The sequence below is a fragment of the Asticcacaulis benevestitus DSM 16100 = ATCC BAA-896 genome (assembly GCF_000376105.1).
Taxonomy (GTDB): domain Bacteria; phylum Pseudomonadota; class Alphaproteobacteria; order Caulobacterales; family Caulobacteraceae; genus Asticcacaulis; species Asticcacaulis benevestitus.
This window is the reverse complement of record NZ_AQWM01000039.1, coordinates 1-17,383: the sequence shown is the minus strand read 5'-3', so window position 1 is coordinate 17,383 and position 17,383 is coordinate 1. Positions and strand designations below refer to the sequence as shown.

Below are 17,383 nucleotides of genomic sequence, written 5' to 3'. Positions count from 1 at the left end.
TTTCAAGGTTAAGGCTGTGAAGATATTGTTTGTGATCGCGCTTATTCTGAGTTTGCCTGCCTGTGCGTTTGCGAAGACGGGTGTCGGCAATGAGGGGGCGACCGCTATCGCCGCGGCTTCCGCCTCTGTGCAAAGAGCTTATGCCGATCTGAAGTCGGCAGCGGGGGGCATAGGCGACCGCAGACTGGCAGAGGCGACGCGCAACGGTCTTGCCCCCGAGACCTGCATCGCCCACCGCGTCGACCTGACCGATAAGGACAAGCAGGCAATTGTAACCGCGCTCATCGCTCAGGGCTTCCTAAAGCGCGAGGAAAATTTGACGGATGGCGTTTTCCCGCCGGTTGTCGCCGATGAAAGCCCGTGTCCGCATCTGCCGCAGCCGATCTTTGCCGCGCCCGGCGGTAACGAAGGCAGCCACCATGACTGGCCAGGCGGTCTCGTGCAGCACGAGGCGTTCAATCTGCGCAACGCGCATGATCTGGCCGAAGCCTACCATGATCAGTCAGGCTTGACACTTGACCGTGACACCCTGACGGCCGCCGTTATCTGGCATGACTGGGCCAAGAGCCTGGTCTTCCAATGGCGGAACGATGGAACGGAAATGCAAGAAATCAGCATCGCCGGCACAGGCGCGCATCATATTCTGGGTCTGGCCGAAACCATGCGACGCGGATTGCCGCCAAGCCTTGTTCAGGTGCAGGCCTGCGCTCACGCCGCACCGGAAGACGCCGACAGGGTAAAGGTCGACAACTGGCTGCGGGCGGCGGCGATCATCGCGCGCGTCGATGCCGGCACATATCTCCCGGCCAAGGGCGTCTGGCCGGAAGAGTGTCATATCCACACCCTTTCCGATCAGAACTGGATGGTGGCCGAGCCTGCGGCCGTCATCGCCAATGAGTCGCTGGCGGCGGTTGCCGGTGCGTTCGGGTTCGATCCGACCGACGTGAAAACCTACAACTGGCGCTTCCGAATGATCGCCCTGAGCACTCTGGGCGCTGATCGCATAGCCGAGGCCTGGCGCCAGGCGGGCGACCGTGGCGTGGTGGCGCTCCTCGAGCCGCTCAAGGCGCGCGGCCTGTTCTAAAACGTATATTTAAGACTGACGTTCAGGCTCTGCCCGGACCCGATGACATCCGAAATATTGAGCGCATGTTTGCCGACGTGCGCCCAGTAGGAATAACCGCCCAGCACATGGGCGAGGTTGGCGTCGAGCTGAATATGGGCATTGACGCGATAACCCAGATGGAGATTGACGTCGTGATGGGGCCGCACCCAGGTGTCGTCCCAGGTGCCGGTGGCGCCCAGCGTATTATAGACCGAGAGATAGGCCGAGGTGTAGCTGTAGATCACGTCACCGCTCCACTTTGCGCCGGTGTACCGGAGAGTGCCGCTGGTCAATATCCCCGGCGCGTTCTGGATCGGCTTTTGGCGGCCAAGCGCATCGCTGCCCAGATCCACCTGCGTATGTTGCCCGGTCAGGGCCAGGCCGGCGGTGAGACGGTCGGACAGATGTTGCTCGATCTCGACCTCGACACCGATGACCTGGCCCTGACCACCGTTGCGCGGCTGGACATAGCGGATCGGCCCCGTGAGCCCGTCAGCCGACACGTCGGGTGTGGTGCCGTAATCGAAGAGATAATCGCGCAGGTCCTTGCCGTAGAGGTTCAGCGTGAGGCGCAGGTTCGGTCTTCGCCAGGTGCCGGACAGGTCGAGATTGAGGGCCGTGACCGGCTTCAGATCGGGATTGCCCTGGGTAATGGTGGTGACGCCGTTCGTCACCGTCGTCTTGGCCCCGCCGGCGAGTTGGACGAAGGAGGGGCGCGCATAGGCCTGCCACAAACCAAAGCGAAACTCACCGCCGGCGCCCTGCCACGTCATGAACAGGCTGGGCAGCCACGCATCATATGTCGACCGGCTCTGCCGCCAGTCTCCTGGCTGCTCGACCGCATTGTCATAGGGCATAAGCCAGTAGGTATTCTGAAGGTCGCTGTGCTCGAAACGCAGCCCCGGCACGATCTCCAGTCTCTGGGTGGTAAAGCGGCCGGAGATATAGGCGGCCGAAACGTCTTCCTTACCGGACTGCGTGTCGCAATTGTAATTGTTGATCGCCAGCACGCCGCAGGTGTCGAGGCTGGCCTCGGTCTTGTAGGTGGTGAAATAATCGACCAGACGGTTGTGGTCGACCTTGGGGATGCGCCAATCGTACAGACCGGGAAAGGCATGATCGTAATAGCGGTCGGAAATACCAAGCAACGCCCACGTCAGGCCGGCTTGACCCGTCACATCGGCAAAGAAACCGTTGGTCCAGTCCCGGTAGGTGGCGCGCCTGTGGCTCGTGCTGTATTTGAGGCCGGCGTCGAGACTTTGAAGCGCGCCTGCATCCAGGGCGTAACTGGCATCGAGCTTTACGCCCCAGCGAATCTGGCTCGAGGTCTGTGCGGTGACCTGCCCCGCCCGACGCGCCAGGAGGGCGGTATTGGCGGAATTGAGATCGTTGTAGATATCGCTCGTCATGATTGGGATGGGTAGGCCGTCGGCGTCATAGCGGATAAGATTGCCGTTGAGCGGTCGTGGCGCTTGACCCGTATTCAGGCTGTCGTTCTGGTTGACGCGGATGGAAGCCTCGATGTGGCCTGGCATGGCGTTTTCGGAATAGCCGGCAAAAAGGGTGGGGGTGAGCGTCAGACGCTCCATGCGGAACCGACCGCCCAGTTTGACCTGGGCCAGGGTCATGGCTTCGGGGTTGGTCTCATACCAGACGCGTGTCGATACCGTGCCGATGTTCAGGCCATAGAGACCGGTTGCGGGATCGTTGATCCAGCTTACACCGCCCGGCACCAACTGGCTTAAGGTCGAGTTCTGTTCGGTATCGGCATGGGCTGCGGTCAGTTTCAAAAACAGGCTGATCGCTTCCGACGCACGCCAGTCAGCGGAGACAAATCCACCGGCACGTTGGGTGGAGCCTGTGGAAACGCCGGCGTTCAGTCCGGTCATGATGGCATTGTCAGCCGGATCGACGCCGTCCGGATTATCACCAGCCGGGCCATTGGTCAGTCGAAAGGCCCAGGCACTGTCATTGCGGGCGTTCATGATGCTGGCCAATTCGGCATTGGCGTAATAGCGCTGATCGGAATAGACGCTAAGATAAAGACCAAGGGTATCCGCCGCGCCGAACCGGCCGGCGAATTCCGCAGAGAGGGTGTTGCCCACACGCGCATCGCCATAGTCCATCGCCTGGCTTTCCGAGCGCAGGCCAAGGTTCAGGGCAGCGTATCGCCTGCGGCTGAAATCGAAAGCGCTGGGGGTGCGCCAGTCGAGCGTGGCGCCGATGGCGTCGCCGTCCATATCGGCCGTGGAGGTTTTGCGGATGACGACCTCGGCCAGACCGTCCGGCGGCAGCAGGCTGAGCTGCACCGCGCGGGTGTAGGGCATCCCCTGCGCCATGGGGATGCCATCGATGAGGTTGAGCGACAGTTCGGTATTGAGCCCGCGAATGGCGGCGTACATGCCTTCACCGCGCGAGGCGCCATCGACCCCTCCGATAAAGGAATGGCCGGTATTGAGCACCGTAACGCCGCTCAAAGTCGCCAGGGCCTCGACCGCATTGCGCGTACCGCTTCGCTCAAGGCCGGAACGTGACATGACAGCAGCCGGCGCGGTGGCAAGGCTGGCAAGGGTCGGGACGGCTGAGCCATCCAGCGTGCGGCGGCGGGCAATCACGGCGACTTCGATGGGTCGGGCTGTCGCCACAGGTATGACGGTAGGTCGCGCGCGCGGGCGCGGCGCTGGCGATATCACAAAGGTGGTATCGCCGACGGCGCTGACCACGAGGTCACTGTGTGCCAGAGCGCGCTGAAAAGCCGCCAGCGGCTCCATACGCCCGCGCACCGGCGCGCTGATGCGACCGGAGAGATGCCCGGCAGAAAACAACAGCTGCACATGACCTTGCGCGGCGAGCTGGGGCAGGGCGTCTGTCAGGGTTTGTTCGGGCACATTGAAGGCGCGCGGCATGGCCGTTGCCGACAGGGCCGTTGCCGACAGGGGAAGGCACAAGCCCGCAGCTATGAACCAGGCGATCTTGAACATGAAAGCGCCGGCTGTCCCGTAGCAACAAAGGAGTGATTATCGTGACGCGCCAGGCATCAAGCCCTGCCGGCCATCGACTGCCCTTAGCCGCCTATTGCTATGGATTTGTGACGTCAGATGGTGATTCTGAACGCTTTCATAAAAATGTCGGCCTTTGTGGCGTAAAGGCCGCAGGCGCGCGTCTGTTAGTTAAAGGGGCATATGCTGTGCCTGAAGGTCATGACATGAGTAGGGCGGGTTCCGCTATGGATCTCGAAAATGCGGTCTTGCCGTCAAAAGCTGTGGGTGTAACAGCCCTGGGCGATGACGCGCGTCTGATGCACGAGGTCATGGCGCGTTTCGGGACGCGGCTGAAGCGCTATCTGTACCGCGCCGTCAAACCAGAGGATGCCGATGATGCCTTGCAGGATATCTACGCGCGCCTTTCGCGACTGGCCACAGGTGTGCCGCCGCCGGATTTCAATGCGACCTACGTCTTCAAGACGGCGGACAGTGTGTTGAGGGACCTCTATCGCCGCCGCCGGACGCGCGAAAACGAGGCGCATGTTGAATTGCCGGAGGCCCTGGCAACGGAAAGGCCATCGCCGTTTGATGAGGTGAGGTGGCGGCAAAACGCCGACCTGATCCGTCAAGCGATCGGGCGTCTGCCGCCGGCGGAACGAAGGGTTCTCTTACAACATCGTGTTGAAGGCCGCAGTCTGGCCGACATTTCGCAAAGAAGTGGGACGCCGATGCGCACCGTACAGCGTCAATTGAGCCAGGCCCTCATTCAGTGCCGCACCATACTTAAGGATAGCGGATGGTTCGAAACATAATTCACAAAGTTCAGGGACGATCAGAGTCATCAATGACCGACAAGCGCAATACAACCGCCGCCAACGATAGCGCGGACTTTCCGGACGATGCGGAACTGCAGGAGGTCTGGGATGCCCTTGGTCTGTTGTCCCTCGACGATGCGACGGAATATGTAACACCGGTGCGCAAGCCCGCGCGCTACGCCACTTTCGGCGTATGGGGGGCGCTGGCCGCGACGCTGGTGGTCGCGGTGTTCGGCTATGGGATGTGGCGCGATCGTCCCCTGACCTATCAAAGCGCTATCGGCGAACAAAAGGCGGTGGCCCTGGCCGATGGTTCGCACGTCACCTTGAACACCAATAGCCGTATCGAGGTGCGTGTCCGCCAGGACAAGCGCGAAGTGGCTCTGCTGTCTGGCGAGGCCTTCTTCGAGGTGGCTCACAAGCCCGATGCTCAACCCTTTTATGTGGTCAGTGGGGAGACCCGGGTACGGGTGACGGGCACGAAGTTCGACGTCAATCTGCGGCCGGATCGCACCGTCGATGTCAGCCTGCTTGAAGGCCATGTCCGGACAGGTCAGCGACGCGACAAAAACGTGGAGGGTAATGGGGTTGTGTCCCTGTCGCCGGGTGAGGGGGTGCGTATGAGTGCCGAGGGGGGGGCTGTGGCGCGCTATCCGGCGGCACGCCTGCGCATCGAAAACTGGTTAGAGCATCGCATCTATTTTTCGGATACGCCGCTGGCCGAGGCCTTGAGCGAAATGAACCGCTACAATCCTGTGCCGATCAAACTGAGTGACCGCAGGCTGGAAACGATCAAGGTCAGCGGTATTTTCGACGCCGGTGATTCTGATCACTTCGTCATGGCCCTGCAAAAGCTATACGGCATAGATGCCAAGACGACCGGCAGCGCGACCGAACTGTCGAAATAGCCCTTAAATTTTTGGAAAGTCCCGTGATGCGTTCATTTGCTCTGTTGTCGACCGTGGCCATGCTGGCCTTCCTGCCGCTGACCGTTGAGGCGCAATCGGCCGACAAGGTTCCCCCGACCGTAGATGCCAAGACCAACATCTATTTCTACCAGGGTGAACAGGCTCTGTCCGAGGCCCTCAAGCGCACGCCCAATACCGGTCGCGCCAGGAACATCATCCTGTTCATCGGTGACGGCATGGGCATCAATTCGGTGACCGCCGGACGCATCTTCGCCGGCCAGCAGCGCGGGCTTGATGGCGCCAGCTATGACCTATCGTTCGACAAACTCCCCTACACCGGATTCTCAAAGACCTATTCGACCGACAAACTGGTCACCGATTCCGCCAACGGCATTTCGGCGATCACAACCGGTATAAAAACGATCAACGGTGCGATCGGCGTCGATGGCACGGTCGTCGGGAAAAAGTGCCGTGGCTCGCTGAAGGCGCGGGTGCAGAGCGTGGCCGAACTGGCGAAACTCAAGGGCCTGTCGGCCGGGGTCGTCACAACGGCCGGGATCACCGACGCCACCCCGGCGGGCGCCTATGGTCACACACCGTATCGCAACTGGCGCGCCGACAGCGACCTGACAGCCGAAGCGGTTGAAAACGGCTGCATTGATCTGGCGCGACAACTGGTCGAAGCGCCTGCCGCCATCCGCATGGATGTGGCCTTGGGCGGCGATCTGACCAAGTTCTTGCCAGATACCGATCCGCGCAAGGGCACCCGCGTCGATGGCCGTGACCTGACGAAAGAATGGCAGGGCCAGTCTCCCAGCGCGCAGTTTGTCAGCAGCGCGGCCGATCTCAAGGCGGTGGATGCAACAAAGACCGACCATCTGCTCGGTCTGTTCGCCGATGGAGACCTGCCGTCGCCGGTCGATACGGCGCAGCATTACGATGTGCCTGGCCTCGACGACATGACGGCCAAGGCGATTGATGTGCTGGCGAAAAATCCTAAGGGCTACTTCCTGTTGGTGGAATCGGCCTCCATCGACAAGTGGCATCACCAGAACAACGCCTATCGCGCCATGACTGACGTGGATGAATTATCCAAAGCCGTCCAGGTGGCGATGCAGAAAACCAACGCCGCCGATACCCTGATCATTGTGACGGCGGACCATAGCCATGGCCTTGTGTTCTCGGCGGGGTCAACGCGCGAGGAACCCATCATGGGTCTGGCGCGCAATCATGGCAAGGACGAACTGGATGGTAACGGTCATGGGCGCACCACGCTCTCGTATGCCACCGGCCCTGGCGGTCCTAAGGACGGCGTAGCCAGACCCACGCCAACCGAGGACGAGGCCGTAAGCCCCGACTACACCCAGTCGGCCCAAACCTATGTCGACAGCGCCCAGCACGCCGGCGAGGATGTGCCGATCTATGCCAGCGGTCCGCAGGCGCATTTGCTGACCGGAACGGTCGAGTCGAGTTACATCTATCAGGTCATGGCCTATGCGCTGGGGGTACAGCCTTAAGGCGGGATAACGAGGGGTGCGGTATGAAGGCCCTGGAAGATGAGGCGGTCTGCGCCCGCATCTGCACGTGGCCGAGCCACGATGAAGCGATCATCCCCGATATCATCAACTCGTCTTCCTGGCATTCAGGAAGACGAGTTGATGAAGGCGACGCAAGCCACCTTCTAGCTCGGCATTGACTGTGTCGACTGGAGACGCAAGGGCGACGGCTACATCCATCCGTTCGGCAGGCATGGCGTTGATATGAACCCTATAGATTTTCACCGACACTGGTTGCACAGCCGCGCCGGCGGCAATCCGCATCCCATCGGCCATGACGGTATGTGCGCGTTGGCGGCATAGATAACCGTTTTGCGCGGCCAGACCCCAACCCCCAGAGTGTGTGCGGTCGCACGTAACCGGCATATGCGCCGAATTCGAGCAACTGCGCGACTTCGTCATTCTGCACTACAGGAATCTGTCTTGTCGGCACCACCGCGCTATGGTAGCGGTATCAATAGTCCGACAATTATAAAAACAGGTGGGAAACATGATGAAGCATGGCAATGCTATGAGTGAGCGTTTGCGTGGCTTTTCGGGTTTAGCGTCACATTCGCGTAGGCTAATGGCCCTCATCGCCCTTGGACTTTTTGTGACCTCCGGTCAAGTTGTGGCGCGTGACACACCGGCACTTGGTGTTGAAGTTACGGGTGAGCAGGGCAGTGGTGCCTATCCGGCGATGTGTGAAGAAGACGCTACCCTGCCAGCGCATGGGGTGTATCGCCCGAAGACTTTAGCAGCCCTGAACGGGGAAAAACTCGGCCAGACCGGCTTGCCGGCAGCCCTGGTCATTATCCCCGTCGGCCAGGGCGGCATCGCGGCCGAGGTTGTGGTCAACTGGCCGGACTGGCAACGGAAGGGCCGCAACGCCGCCGGCCAGAGATTCCAGGATCAAATTGCGGTTATTGCCGCGATGACCGACTGACCCTCGAGCGCAAATATATCTAGCAATAGCCCCCTTCTGCGAAGCAGCAACGCCATAAATCGAGCAGGAATACCATGACCAACCCAACGCGTCGCCAGTCACTGGCCATACTGAGCGGCGGCACCTTCGCCCTTCTGGCTGCCCGCGCCAGCGCTGCTGATGTCCCGCCTGCGCCCGGCAGCAATCCGATCATCACCAACGCCTTTACGGCTGATCCCGCGCCGCTTGTTCATAACGGCCGGGTCTACCTCTATGTCGGCCACGACGAAGCGCATGGCCAACAATTGTTCAATATGGCCGAATGGCTGGCCTATTCCTCGGACGACATGAAGACCTGGACGCCGCATGGCGCCATCATGAAGCCGACCGATTTCAAGTGGGCGGTCGGTGATGCCTGGGCGTCGCAAGTGACCTACGCCAACGGCAAGTTTTATCTTTACGCAGCGGTCGAGCATGACACGTCCGATAAGGGCAAGGCCGTAGGCGTGGCGGTGTCAGATAGCCCGACAGGTCCCTTTGTCGATGCGCGCGGGACGGCGCTCATTGGCAATAACACGACAACGCCAAACGGTCCTCATGCCTGGGACGATATCGATCCGACCATCTTCATCGATACGGACGGCACCGCCTGGCTGGTGTGGGGCAATGGCAAGTGCTATGTCGCCAAGCTTAAGCCCAATATGATCGAACTGGATGGCGATGTCGGCACATTCGACTTGCCGGACTATGTCGAAGGCCCATGGCTGCATAAGCGTGGCGAGTTATATTATCTGACCTATGCGGGTATGGATAAGGAAAAGCACGCGGAAAACATCGCTTACGCCACCTCTCACGCCATTACCGGTCCCTGGACCTACCGCGGCCTGATCACCGGGACGGCACAGAACAGCTTTACCATCCATCCCGGCATTATCGAATTCAAGAATCAGTGGTACCTCTTTTACCACAAGGCGACCTTGACGCTTAATGGCGAAGCCGGCGCCACAGGGCGTCGCTGCGTCTGCCTAGACTACTTGTACTATAACCCAGACGGAACGATCCAGCCGGTTGTGCAGTCGGAGGCGGGTGTCAGCCTGCCGCCGAAAGCCCTTTGAAACGCGCGGATATCCAAACAATTGAAAGATCAGGGCTTATGAAATCTCTAAACCTGCTTGGTCGTTGCAGCCTCGTCGCCATCGTTCTGGCGATGTCAGCCCTGTCGGTTGAGGCTAAAACCACCAAAACCGATCCCCTGGCGCCGACAGGCCAATGGAGCGCCTATACCGCCGGCCGTGCCTCCACACCGCCCATGGGCTGGAGTTCATGGAATGCGTTCGGCACGGACGTCACCGAGGCGCGTGTGCTTGATTCCGCTAATACCATCATCGAAAGCGGTCTGGCCGCCAAGGGCTACCGCTATATCAATATCGATGACGGCTGGTGGCTGAAGCGCCGGCAAACAGATGGCCGCATGCAGGTGCGCAGCGCGATATTCCCCTCGGCCGCCATAGGCGGTGCGGACGAGACCAGTTTCAAGCCCTTTACCGACCGCATCCACAGCATGGGGCTGAAGGCCGGCATCTATTCCGACCTCGGCCGCAACTCATGTTCGCAGGCCTATGGCGGACCGAACACGCCAAACCTGCCCAAAGGCTCGGTGGCTGAGCGCGAGGTCGGCCTCTACGGTCACATGTCGCAGGACATGAAGCTCTATTTCGCCGACTGGGGTTTTGACTTCATCAAGGTGGACGGCTGCGGCGTTCGGGCCTTCACCGCCGACTCTGAAAAAGTCAAAAGCGGCCAGTATCGCGCCCTGGGGCCGCTGATCGACTTCCAGTCGGTCAACCGCACCGATGTGGCCGAGGTGAAAAAGCTTTACGGCGAGATTGGCGAAGCCTTGAAGCGCGACAATCCGGACGGCGATTTTGTCTATTCGATCTGTGCCTGGGGTTCGGCTGATGTGCGGGCCTGGGGCAAGAATGTCGGCAACCTGTCGCGGACCAGCGACGACCTGACACCGACCTGGGCGCGTATGCTGACCAATTTCGACAGCGCAGCGACCCGTGCCCTCTACGCCAAGCCGGGCACCTGGAATGATCCGGACATGCTGTTCGTCGGTCACGGCGATTTTGACGAACACCATCTGACCGAGGCGAAATCGCATTTCGCGCTTTGGGCCATGATCAATGCGCCCCTGATCATCGGATATGACCTGCGTAAGGCGCCCAAGGAATTGATGGATATTTTCGGCAATGCCGACATCATCGCCATCGATCAGGATCCGGCCGGTAACCAGGCCGTGCTCGCCTATGACACCGACGATGTGCAGATTTTCGTCAAGACTCTGGGGAGCGATCCGGCGCACAAGGCGGTGGCCATCTTCAATCGCGGCGACGTGGCCCGCGATGTCAACCTGACTGCCGCGCATCTGAAATATGCAACGGATGGCACGATCCGTCTCAAGGACCTGTGGACGAAGGCCACGCTGCCCGATTTCAAGGGCGACCTGAAACTGCGCGTCGAGCCGCACCAGACGCTCATTTTTGATGCGCAAGGGGCGCACGCCCTGGCCGGCGGCACCTACCTGTCAGAGGTGCCCGGGCGTGTAAATCCGGCCGAGGACGGTGTCGTCGTGCCTCAGGCTGATCCCTATATTCACCGGATGGTTAGCCCGTGGGGTGGCACCTACGGCCGCGGTGATCTGCCGATGTATGCCGGTTGGGGCGGCGCTCAGGCCGATTCCACGCCCTATGGCCGGTCGCTTCAGGTTGGCGGCCAGGTTTTTGCCAGCGGCCTGGGTGTTCTGGCCGGTTCGCGCCTTGAGGTGCGTCTGGCGGGCGAGCGGCGATTTGAAGCGCGGGTCGGGATCGATGACTCGACCCTCAATCCGACTCAATCGGTCACCTTCTCCCTCTATGGCGACGGCAAACTTCTGAAGACCTCGAAACCTCTGCATTTTGGACAAGCGCCTGAGCTTTTGACGGCGGATGTGCAGGGCGTGAAAATTTTGGAACTGGTAGCCCGTCCCGGCGGCGCGCCAAGCGTTCAGCCGACCACGGTCACCTGGGGCGACGCCGCGCTGATAAGGTAACGGCACCAGACAGGGACGCACTATGCGCCCTCTTACGACCGAAAGCCTTAGTCACGATCGTATGTATGGAGCCATAAAAAAACGGGCCGTTCCAACTGGAACGGCCCGCATGCCCTCTACGAGGGCGATTACTTTTTGCCGTCAAAGACCAGGTTCTTCCCGAAGAAAGGTAGCACATGGTTCTGGAAGCGATCGGCGACGTTGCTGACGTGGTTGCCGCTGTAAATTTCAAAACCGTTGGCAATCCCATAGGTGTCGAGGGTTTCGTGCAGCTTGGCTGTATCGGTCTTCAGGCCATCCTGATCGCCGACGTCCATTGAGATGGCGTGATATTGGCGCAGGTTGGAAATATATTGATCGATCATCGCCAGTGGCGCATTCGCGGCCCATTTGGCCAGAACGTCCGGTTGGGGCTGGCCGTTCTTGACCGGCAGATCGAGATAGAGCGGCGGGTTCTTCGGGTTCGGTGACCAGGCGGCGGCGGCGGCCAGCGTTGCGCGTTCGCCCCATCCAAGCTTGGTGGCGTCTTCGGGGGTCTTTACCGCTTCGATGGCTTTCAGCGCTTCGGTAGGCGGGGCTTCGCGCGCTGACATGCAGCACGGGCTCATGATGTAGAGGGCGCTGAAGACCTCAGGGTATTTCATGCCGATGCGTGTGGTGCCGTAACCACCCATGGAGTGGCCGGCCAGACCCCGGCTCGTGCGGTTGGCGATGGTGCGGTAATGCGCGTCGATATAGGCCACCAGATCATGCGCGATGAAACCCTCGAAATTGCCCACAGTCGGCGAGTTGGAATACATCGAGCCGTTATGCAGGGTGCGAGAATTGGGGAGCACCACGATCATGCCCTTGGTGCCGGTGGCGAAGGCGCCCTCGATCGTCTGTGGCGTCTTGATCTCATTCGACCACATCTCATTGCTGATCGAATAGCCGTGCAGAGCATAGACCACCGGATAGCGCTTTTCGGGGTGGCTCTTATAATCGGGCGGCAGGTAGACGATAACGTCACGATCCGCCGATTCCCCTTCCAGATTGCCTTCCAGGGCAGGGCTGTGGACCTTGATTTTTTCCACGATGACCGGCGCTGCGCCAGCAACGACCGGCGGTACAACAGTGGGGGGAGGTGCGGGCTGCTGGGCGTAAACGGGTGTGGCGGACAGCAGCAAAAGCGCGGCGAGAGCAGAGATTTTCATGTCAGTTTCCTTATGTGGCGCTAGTGGCCACTTTGCCTGTCGGATAGATAAAATGCCTGAAGCGCATGTCATCTTCCTCTTGTGTTTGCCTTTTAGGCTTATCTTTTAGGACCTGCCGCATCATAAGTTGGCGGAAGCGCAACCCGTGATGAGTCAGGTTTAGGTAACGGGCGGCCTGAGGTACGGTGTAGTACCGAGCACCGGAACGCTGTCATACACGCGGCTTAGATGCCTTGAAGCTAGGGCAATTTCGCCAACGAGCATTAACTCAGACATTTTATATTTGTAAAGGCGCTTTTACCGGTGGTCACGCTCAATCAAAGGGCAGGATCAAACGCAAACAGAAAGGTTGGCGAAAGTTAATTTCATATTTGACACTGGAAGCCAGTGTGCGATTGTTCTGCATAGAAACAACCGAGGCGAAAAGCCTGGACGGGTATGAAAGGCCTCTGGCTTGACCACTGCGCCAGACTGACGCCCGATAACTATAAAAAGGGACGGAATATGCAGACCTCGAAGCCTCTTGCGCTCAGCCGCAGACACCTGTTGATGGCGGGCGCCGCAACCGCCGCCGCGGCTTTTTCAGGCGGCGACCTGCTGGCCGCCACGCATAGTCCGCCCGATTTTATCGCCGCTGTGCCCGGCGGGTCGCTAGAGGTGATCGCCCTGACAGATCGCGCTTTTCGCGTTCGCTTTGTCCCCTCATCGCGCCTTGCCGCAACAACAAGTTCCATCCTGTTGACGCAGGCCTCCAAGCCGAGGGTTCGAGTCACGCAGACCCGCCAGGGACGAAAGCTCAGCCTCGCGCACATAACCTGCGACTGGAACGATCAAACCGAAACTCTGAGCTTTCTTGATGCGTCGGGCAAGGTTCTGTTGCAGGAGTCGGCAAGGCGTCTGACGTCTTCAACCGTCAGAGGCCAGCCAACCTTGGTGGCCGAGCAGACCTTTCAATCACCGGCTGACGAACGCCTTTTCGGGACAGGTTGCTTCCAGGACGGTTATCTCAATATCCGTGGTTTGCCCAGGCGGCTGACGCAGGTCAATACCCAGATCAGCCTGCCGTTTGTTCTGTCGAGCAAGGGCTATGGTCTGCTGTGGCATAATACCGGCATGAGCGAGCTTAACCCGCCGTCGCGCCCGATTGCTCTGAAACGGGCCGATGTTGACGCAAAAGCGGAAAGCGCCAATGTCACGACCACAGGCGGCAACGCTCAGGTGACGCGGCGCATGGCGACCTATACGGGCCGTTTTGATGTTGAAGAGACAGGACGCTTCGCCTTCATGCTCGATATCGGTCGCAAGATGGCCTCCCGTCACTATGTCGAAATCGACGGTGTCGCCTGTTGCGATTTCAGCAATCTATGGCTGCCGCCGACAGCGGGTTTCATCACGGACCTTTCGGCGGGATCGCATGATATCAAGGTGGTGGCCAATGAAGAGGACGCGCCGTCCATCCGCTTTGATGCCGTACGTGATCAGACTGTATGGCGCTCAACTGTGGCGGACGCCCTCGACTATGTGGTGATCGCTGGCCCCGAAGCGGCGGAGGTGATGGCGGGGTATCGCGCGCTCACCGGTGAAACGCCGATGATGCCGCTATGGGCCTATGGCTACATCCATTGCCGGGAGCGGTTTCATTCTTCAGATGAAATCCTGGAGACAGCGGCCGAGTTTCGCAAACGCAAGCTGCCGGTCGATATCATGGTTCAGGACTGGCAATACTGGGGCAAGCACGGCTGGAACGCCATGCAGTTCGATGAAGACCACTATCCGGACCCTGCCGCGCTGGTGCGAAACCTTCACGGCATGGACATGCGTTTCATGCTGTCCGTCTGGTCGAAAGTCTCGCGCGATACTCTGCTTGGCAAGGAGGTCGAACGTCAGGGCTTTTACATTCCGAAGACCGATTGGGTCGACTTTTTCAATCCGAAGGCAGCAGCCTTCTACTGGGAGAACCAGAGTCAAAAGCTGGCCGCGCTCGGTATTGACGCCTGGTGGCAGGACGCGACCGAACCGGAAAACGACGATCTGGACGGCCGCGATACCGCGGCGGGCGCGGGCGAGCGAATCCGCCTAATCTATCCGGTTCAGGTGGCGCGCACCGTCTATGAGGGACAGAGGCGGGACTTCCCCGACCGCCGCGTCATGGTCCTGACGCGATCGGCCTTTCTCGGTCAGCAAAGATATGCTGCAGCGACCTGGTCAGGGGACATCGGCCATGATTGGGAAACTCTGAAGCGGCAGATCCCGGCAGGCCTGAACATGGCGGCAGCAGGTTACCCTTACTGGACCGTCGATGCCGGCGGCTTTTTCCGGCCGGGTGAGGGCCAGTACAGCGATCCGGCTTACCACGAGCGTTTCATGCGCTGGTTTCAATATGCCACCTTCCTGCCGCTTCAGCGCGTCCATGGCTATATGACCAACACGGAATTCTGGCGCTACGGCGAGACGGTCGAAACCCTATCGCGGGCCTTCCTTGAGTTACGTTACAGGCTGCTGCCCTATACCTATAGCCTCGCCGCCGAGACCCACCGCACGGGCACGCCCATCATCCGGCCTCTGGTCTTCGATTTTGCCCACGACCCGCAGGCGCTGGAGGAGTCCCACAGCTATATGTTCGGCCCGGCATTGCATGTCGCGCCCGTTCTGGAACCGGGCGTCGGGCGCTGGCCGGTCTATTTGCCGCAAAGGCAAGGCGGATGGTTTGACGCGTGGAGCGGAGAAGGACGCGAAGGCGGACAACGTCATGATATCCCGGCGCCGCTTGCCCAAATTCCGCTTCACATGCCCGCAGGCGCCATCATCCCGCTTGGGCCTGTCGTGCAATCTACCGCCAATATCCGCCGCGAGGAGATCGACCTGTTTGTCTGTCCGGGGCAGGATGGTGCGTTCACCCTCTACGAAGACGATGGTTTGACTTACGACTACGAGAAAAAAGCCTGTTCGCGCATTCCCATGTCGTGGAACGAAGCCCGTCGGCAATTCACCATCGGGGATCGTATGGGGACGTTTTCCGGCATGTTAGAGACCAGACGGTTTAGGGTTCATCTGGTGCGGCCTGGACAAACACCTCTGGCATTTACGGGGGGGATCGCGCTCGACTATAAAGGGGCAAAAATTTGCATCATCTTGCCGAAATGACCTCTAACGAGGGGGAGGCTCCAGGCACCATTTACCCTCTACGAGGGTATGGGTTCGTGGAAAAAATCCTTTAAAATTGGTATCTTACAGGCTTCCTTGTGCAACCGGTGCAAATTCCCGTGCAACTATATTGCTGCGAGCCTTATGAGTGCTGGCAAGTTTTCAATTGTTGGTGCGCCTTGGACGCCAAAGCGGTCTCCAAGGAACCTGTAAAATGAGACCTTGAGCTTCGAGCAGGTCTTCATGATGCCGAGCATGGTGTCATATGGTTCAGTCGCACATCCTGGGTGGAAACGCCAAGAGGGATGGAATCTAACAACAGGCGTTTGCCTTTCTTAGGCGAGTGATGTACGATATATTAGTACATATTGAGGCTTGTGATGGCTACGTCCGTTTATCTTGGTGAGCATTTCGAGAGCTTCGCGGCCCAGATGGTGCGGAGCGGTCGATACAATAACACTAGCGAATTGGTGCGTGAAGGTCTGCGCATCATTGAAGAGCGGGAGCGTCGTCTCGCGTCGCTGGACGCAACTCTGGAACGCAGCCGTGCCGATGTAAAGGCTGGTCGTGTCAAACCGGCAGAAGAAGTGTTTGATCGTCTGGAAGCGAAATACAGGCAAATGGCTGAGGATTGCGGGGACTTGTGAGGGTCCTTTTTTCGGATGAAGCCGAGCGCGGGCTTGAGGAGATCGGTGACTATATCGCCAAAGATAATCCCCGGCGGGCGATAAGTATTATGCGCGAACTCCGCGATTCAGCGCTTGTGTTAGCTGATCATCCAAAGGCTCACCCACTAATACCGCGCTATGAAGAATGCGGCCATCGCCGCAAACCCTATCGATCCTACCTCATCATCTACACGGTAAAGGGCGATCACGTGCTTATTGATGCGATCCTACAGGGCTCGCAGGACTATGAGAGTGTGCTGTTTGGAGACGGCTAATTGAGCGGAGATTAATGGCCTCGGCGTCTTTTGTGATATCCGAACAGTCACGGTTTCATTGCGAACGTCCGCTTTACCTCTTGGATTTAGGCAGACAGGCGCGGCGCTATATTCGCCGCGATATGCGCTTTGGTTTCCGCGACAGTGTTTAAGGTCTCAGAGGAACCCAGCTTTGCGGTTGCGTCTTTGCCGCGCTTTTTGCTAACGCGGGCAACAGATAGGAGCAACGTCTCGGTTCTGTCGTCCGGGCGCTCAGTTCGAAGGAGAATGACACCCTAGCCAGGTGTTTCAAGCTTGTTTGGGAATTTCGACGCAAGTTTGCGAGCGTTCTCGGCGAGTGGGCTGCCCAATTTAAATGTCCAGGGCAGCGAATTGTTGCGAAATCCACCCTTGGCGGCAAAAATCCGTTCGTTAACGCAGATTTTTCCGCGTCTCAATGCAAACGCACAGCTATCAATATCCTTGATCGTGTCCCGGTACGTGGTGTAACTGAGCGCCTGGCTTCAGTGTTTTCCGAACAGGTCCGGGTTTGTCGTCAGTTGGCCACTGCTGGCATGCTGAGTAGTGGATCATCGCTCACTTGGGCGATGGTTTCAAGGGTGATATAGCGTCCGCGTTGAACCGCCCATTCATCGTTTTGTTCGAGCAGGATTGCGCCGACCAGTCTGATGATGGCGTCATCGTTGGGGAAGATGCCCACGACGTCGCATCGGCGTTTAATTTCACCGTTGAGCCGTTCG

At 59.3% G+C, this 17,383-nt stretch carries 14 protein-coding genes; 11 read left to right on the top strand and 3 right to left on the bottom strand.

What is annotated here, in order from left to right; genetic code table 11:
* The first annotated feature begins 16 nt into the window (after positions 1 to 16).
* On the top strand, positions 17 to 1,084 hold the full coding sequence (locus B060_RS26305) for a hypothetical protein (protein WP_018083671.1): 1,068 nt from the start codon (positions 17 to 19) through the stop codon (positions 1,082 to 1,084).
* Here B060_RS26305 and B060_RS0120415 read toward each other — a convergent pair.
* A complete protein-coding gene (locus B060_RS0120415) occupies positions 1,081 to 4,086 on the bottom strand; it encodes a TonB-dependent receptor (RefSeq protein WP_018083670.1) in 3,006 nt (1,001 codons plus the stop codon). The genes B060_RS26305 and B060_RS0120415 overlap by 4 nt on opposite strands.
* A gap of 224 nt (positions 4,087 to 4,310) precedes the next feature.
* On the opposite strand from B060_RS0120415, the gene B060_RS0120410 reads away from it, so the two are divergent.
* From B060_RS0120410 to B060_RS0120380, 7 genes are all read left to right on the top strand, one after another.
* Positions 4,311 to 4,901, top strand: a complete 591-nt coding sequence (locus B060_RS0120410) for an RNA polymerase sigma factor (RefSeq protein ID WP_236621677.1) — start codon at positions 4,311 to 4,313, stop codon at positions 4,899 to 4,901.
* A 32-nt stretch (positions 4,902 to 4,933) separates the two neighbouring features.
* Positions 4,934 to 5,812, top strand: a complete 879-nt coding sequence (locus B060_RS25355) for a FecR family protein (protein WP_018083668.1) — start codon at positions 4,934 to 4,936, stop codon at positions 5,810 to 5,812.
* Positions 5,813 to 5,838: 26 nt separating this feature from the next.
* Positions 5,839 to 7,329 (top strand): alkaline phosphatase, encoded by a 1,491-nt coding sequence (locus B060_RS0120400; RefSeq protein WP_018083667.1) that lies wholly within the window; start codon positions 5,839 to 5,841, stop codon positions 7,327 to 7,329.
* Positions 7,330 to 7,503: 174 nt separating this feature from the next.
* Complete coding sequence (locus B060_RS28130) at positions 7,504 to 7,671, top strand: tryptophan 7-halogenase (protein ID WP_330217089.1); 168 nt, start codon at positions 7,504 to 7,506, stop codon at positions 7,669 to 7,671.
* A gap of 262 nt (positions 7,672 to 7,933) precedes the next feature.
* Entirely contained in the window at positions 7,934 to 8,293 is a 360-nt protein-coding gene (locus tag B060_RS0120390) for a hypothetical protein (RefSeq protein WP_023447428.1), read from the top strand.
* A gap of 74 nt (positions 8,294 to 8,367) precedes the next feature.
* Positions 8,368 to 9,387 carry a glycoside hydrolase family 43 protein gene (locus tag B060_RS0120385; RefSeq protein WP_018083664.1) on the top strand — a complete coding sequence of 340 codons (1,020 nt, stop codon included), beginning with the start codon at positions 8,368 to 8,370 and terminating at the stop codon, positions 9,385 to 9,387.
* A 38-nt stretch (positions 9,388 to 9,425) separates the two neighbouring features.
* Positions 9,426 to 11,363 (top strand): NPCBM/NEW2 domain-containing protein, encoded by a 1,938-nt coding sequence (locus tag B060_RS0120380; RefSeq protein ID WP_018083663.1) that lies wholly within the window; start codon positions 9,426 to 9,428, stop codon positions 11,361 to 11,363.
* Positions 11,364 to 11,491: 128 nt separating this feature from the next.
* On the opposite strand, the gene B060_RS0120375 is transcribed toward B060_RS0120380, so the two are convergent.
* Complete coding sequence (locus tag B060_RS0120375; RefSeq protein WP_018083662.1) at positions 11,492 to 12,556, bottom strand: alpha/beta hydrolase; 1,065 nt, start codon at positions 12,554 to 12,556, stop codon at positions 11,492 to 11,494.
* A 504-nt stretch (positions 12,557 to 13,060) separates the two neighbouring features.
* Between B060_RS0120375 and B060_RS0120370 the strand changes: the two genes are divergently transcribed.
* The 3 genes from B060_RS0120370 to B060_RS0120360 all read left to right on the top strand — a co-directional run bounded on the left by B060_RS0120370 (position 13,061) and on the right by B060_RS0120360 (position 16,643).
* Positions 13,061 to 15,700, top strand: coding sequence for a glycoside hydrolase family 31 protein (locus B060_RS0120370; RefSeq protein WP_035423627.1), 2,640 nt, complete (start codon positions 13,061 to 13,063; stop codon positions 15,698 to 15,700).
* A 380-nt stretch (positions 15,701 to 16,080) separates the two neighbouring features.
* A complete protein-coding gene (locus B060_RS0120365) occupies positions 16,081 to 16,347 on the top strand; it encodes a type II toxin-antitoxin system ParD family antitoxin (protein WP_018083660.1) in 267 nt (88 codons plus the stop codon).
* Complete coding sequence (locus B060_RS0120360; RefSeq protein ID WP_018083659.1) at positions 16,344 to 16,643, top strand: type II toxin-antitoxin system RelE/ParE family toxin; 300 nt, start codon at positions 16,344 to 16,346, stop codon at positions 16,641 to 16,643. Before B060_RS0120365 ends, B060_RS0120360 begins: the two co-directional genes overlap by 4 nt.
* A gap of 535 nt (positions 16,644 to 17,178) precedes the next feature.
* Here B060_RS0120360 and B060_RS0120355 read toward each other — a convergent pair.
* Positions 17,179 to 17,383 (bottom strand): transposase (locus B060_RS0120355; RefSeq protein WP_018083658.1); only part of this gene is annotated, 205 nt, incomplete at its 5' end.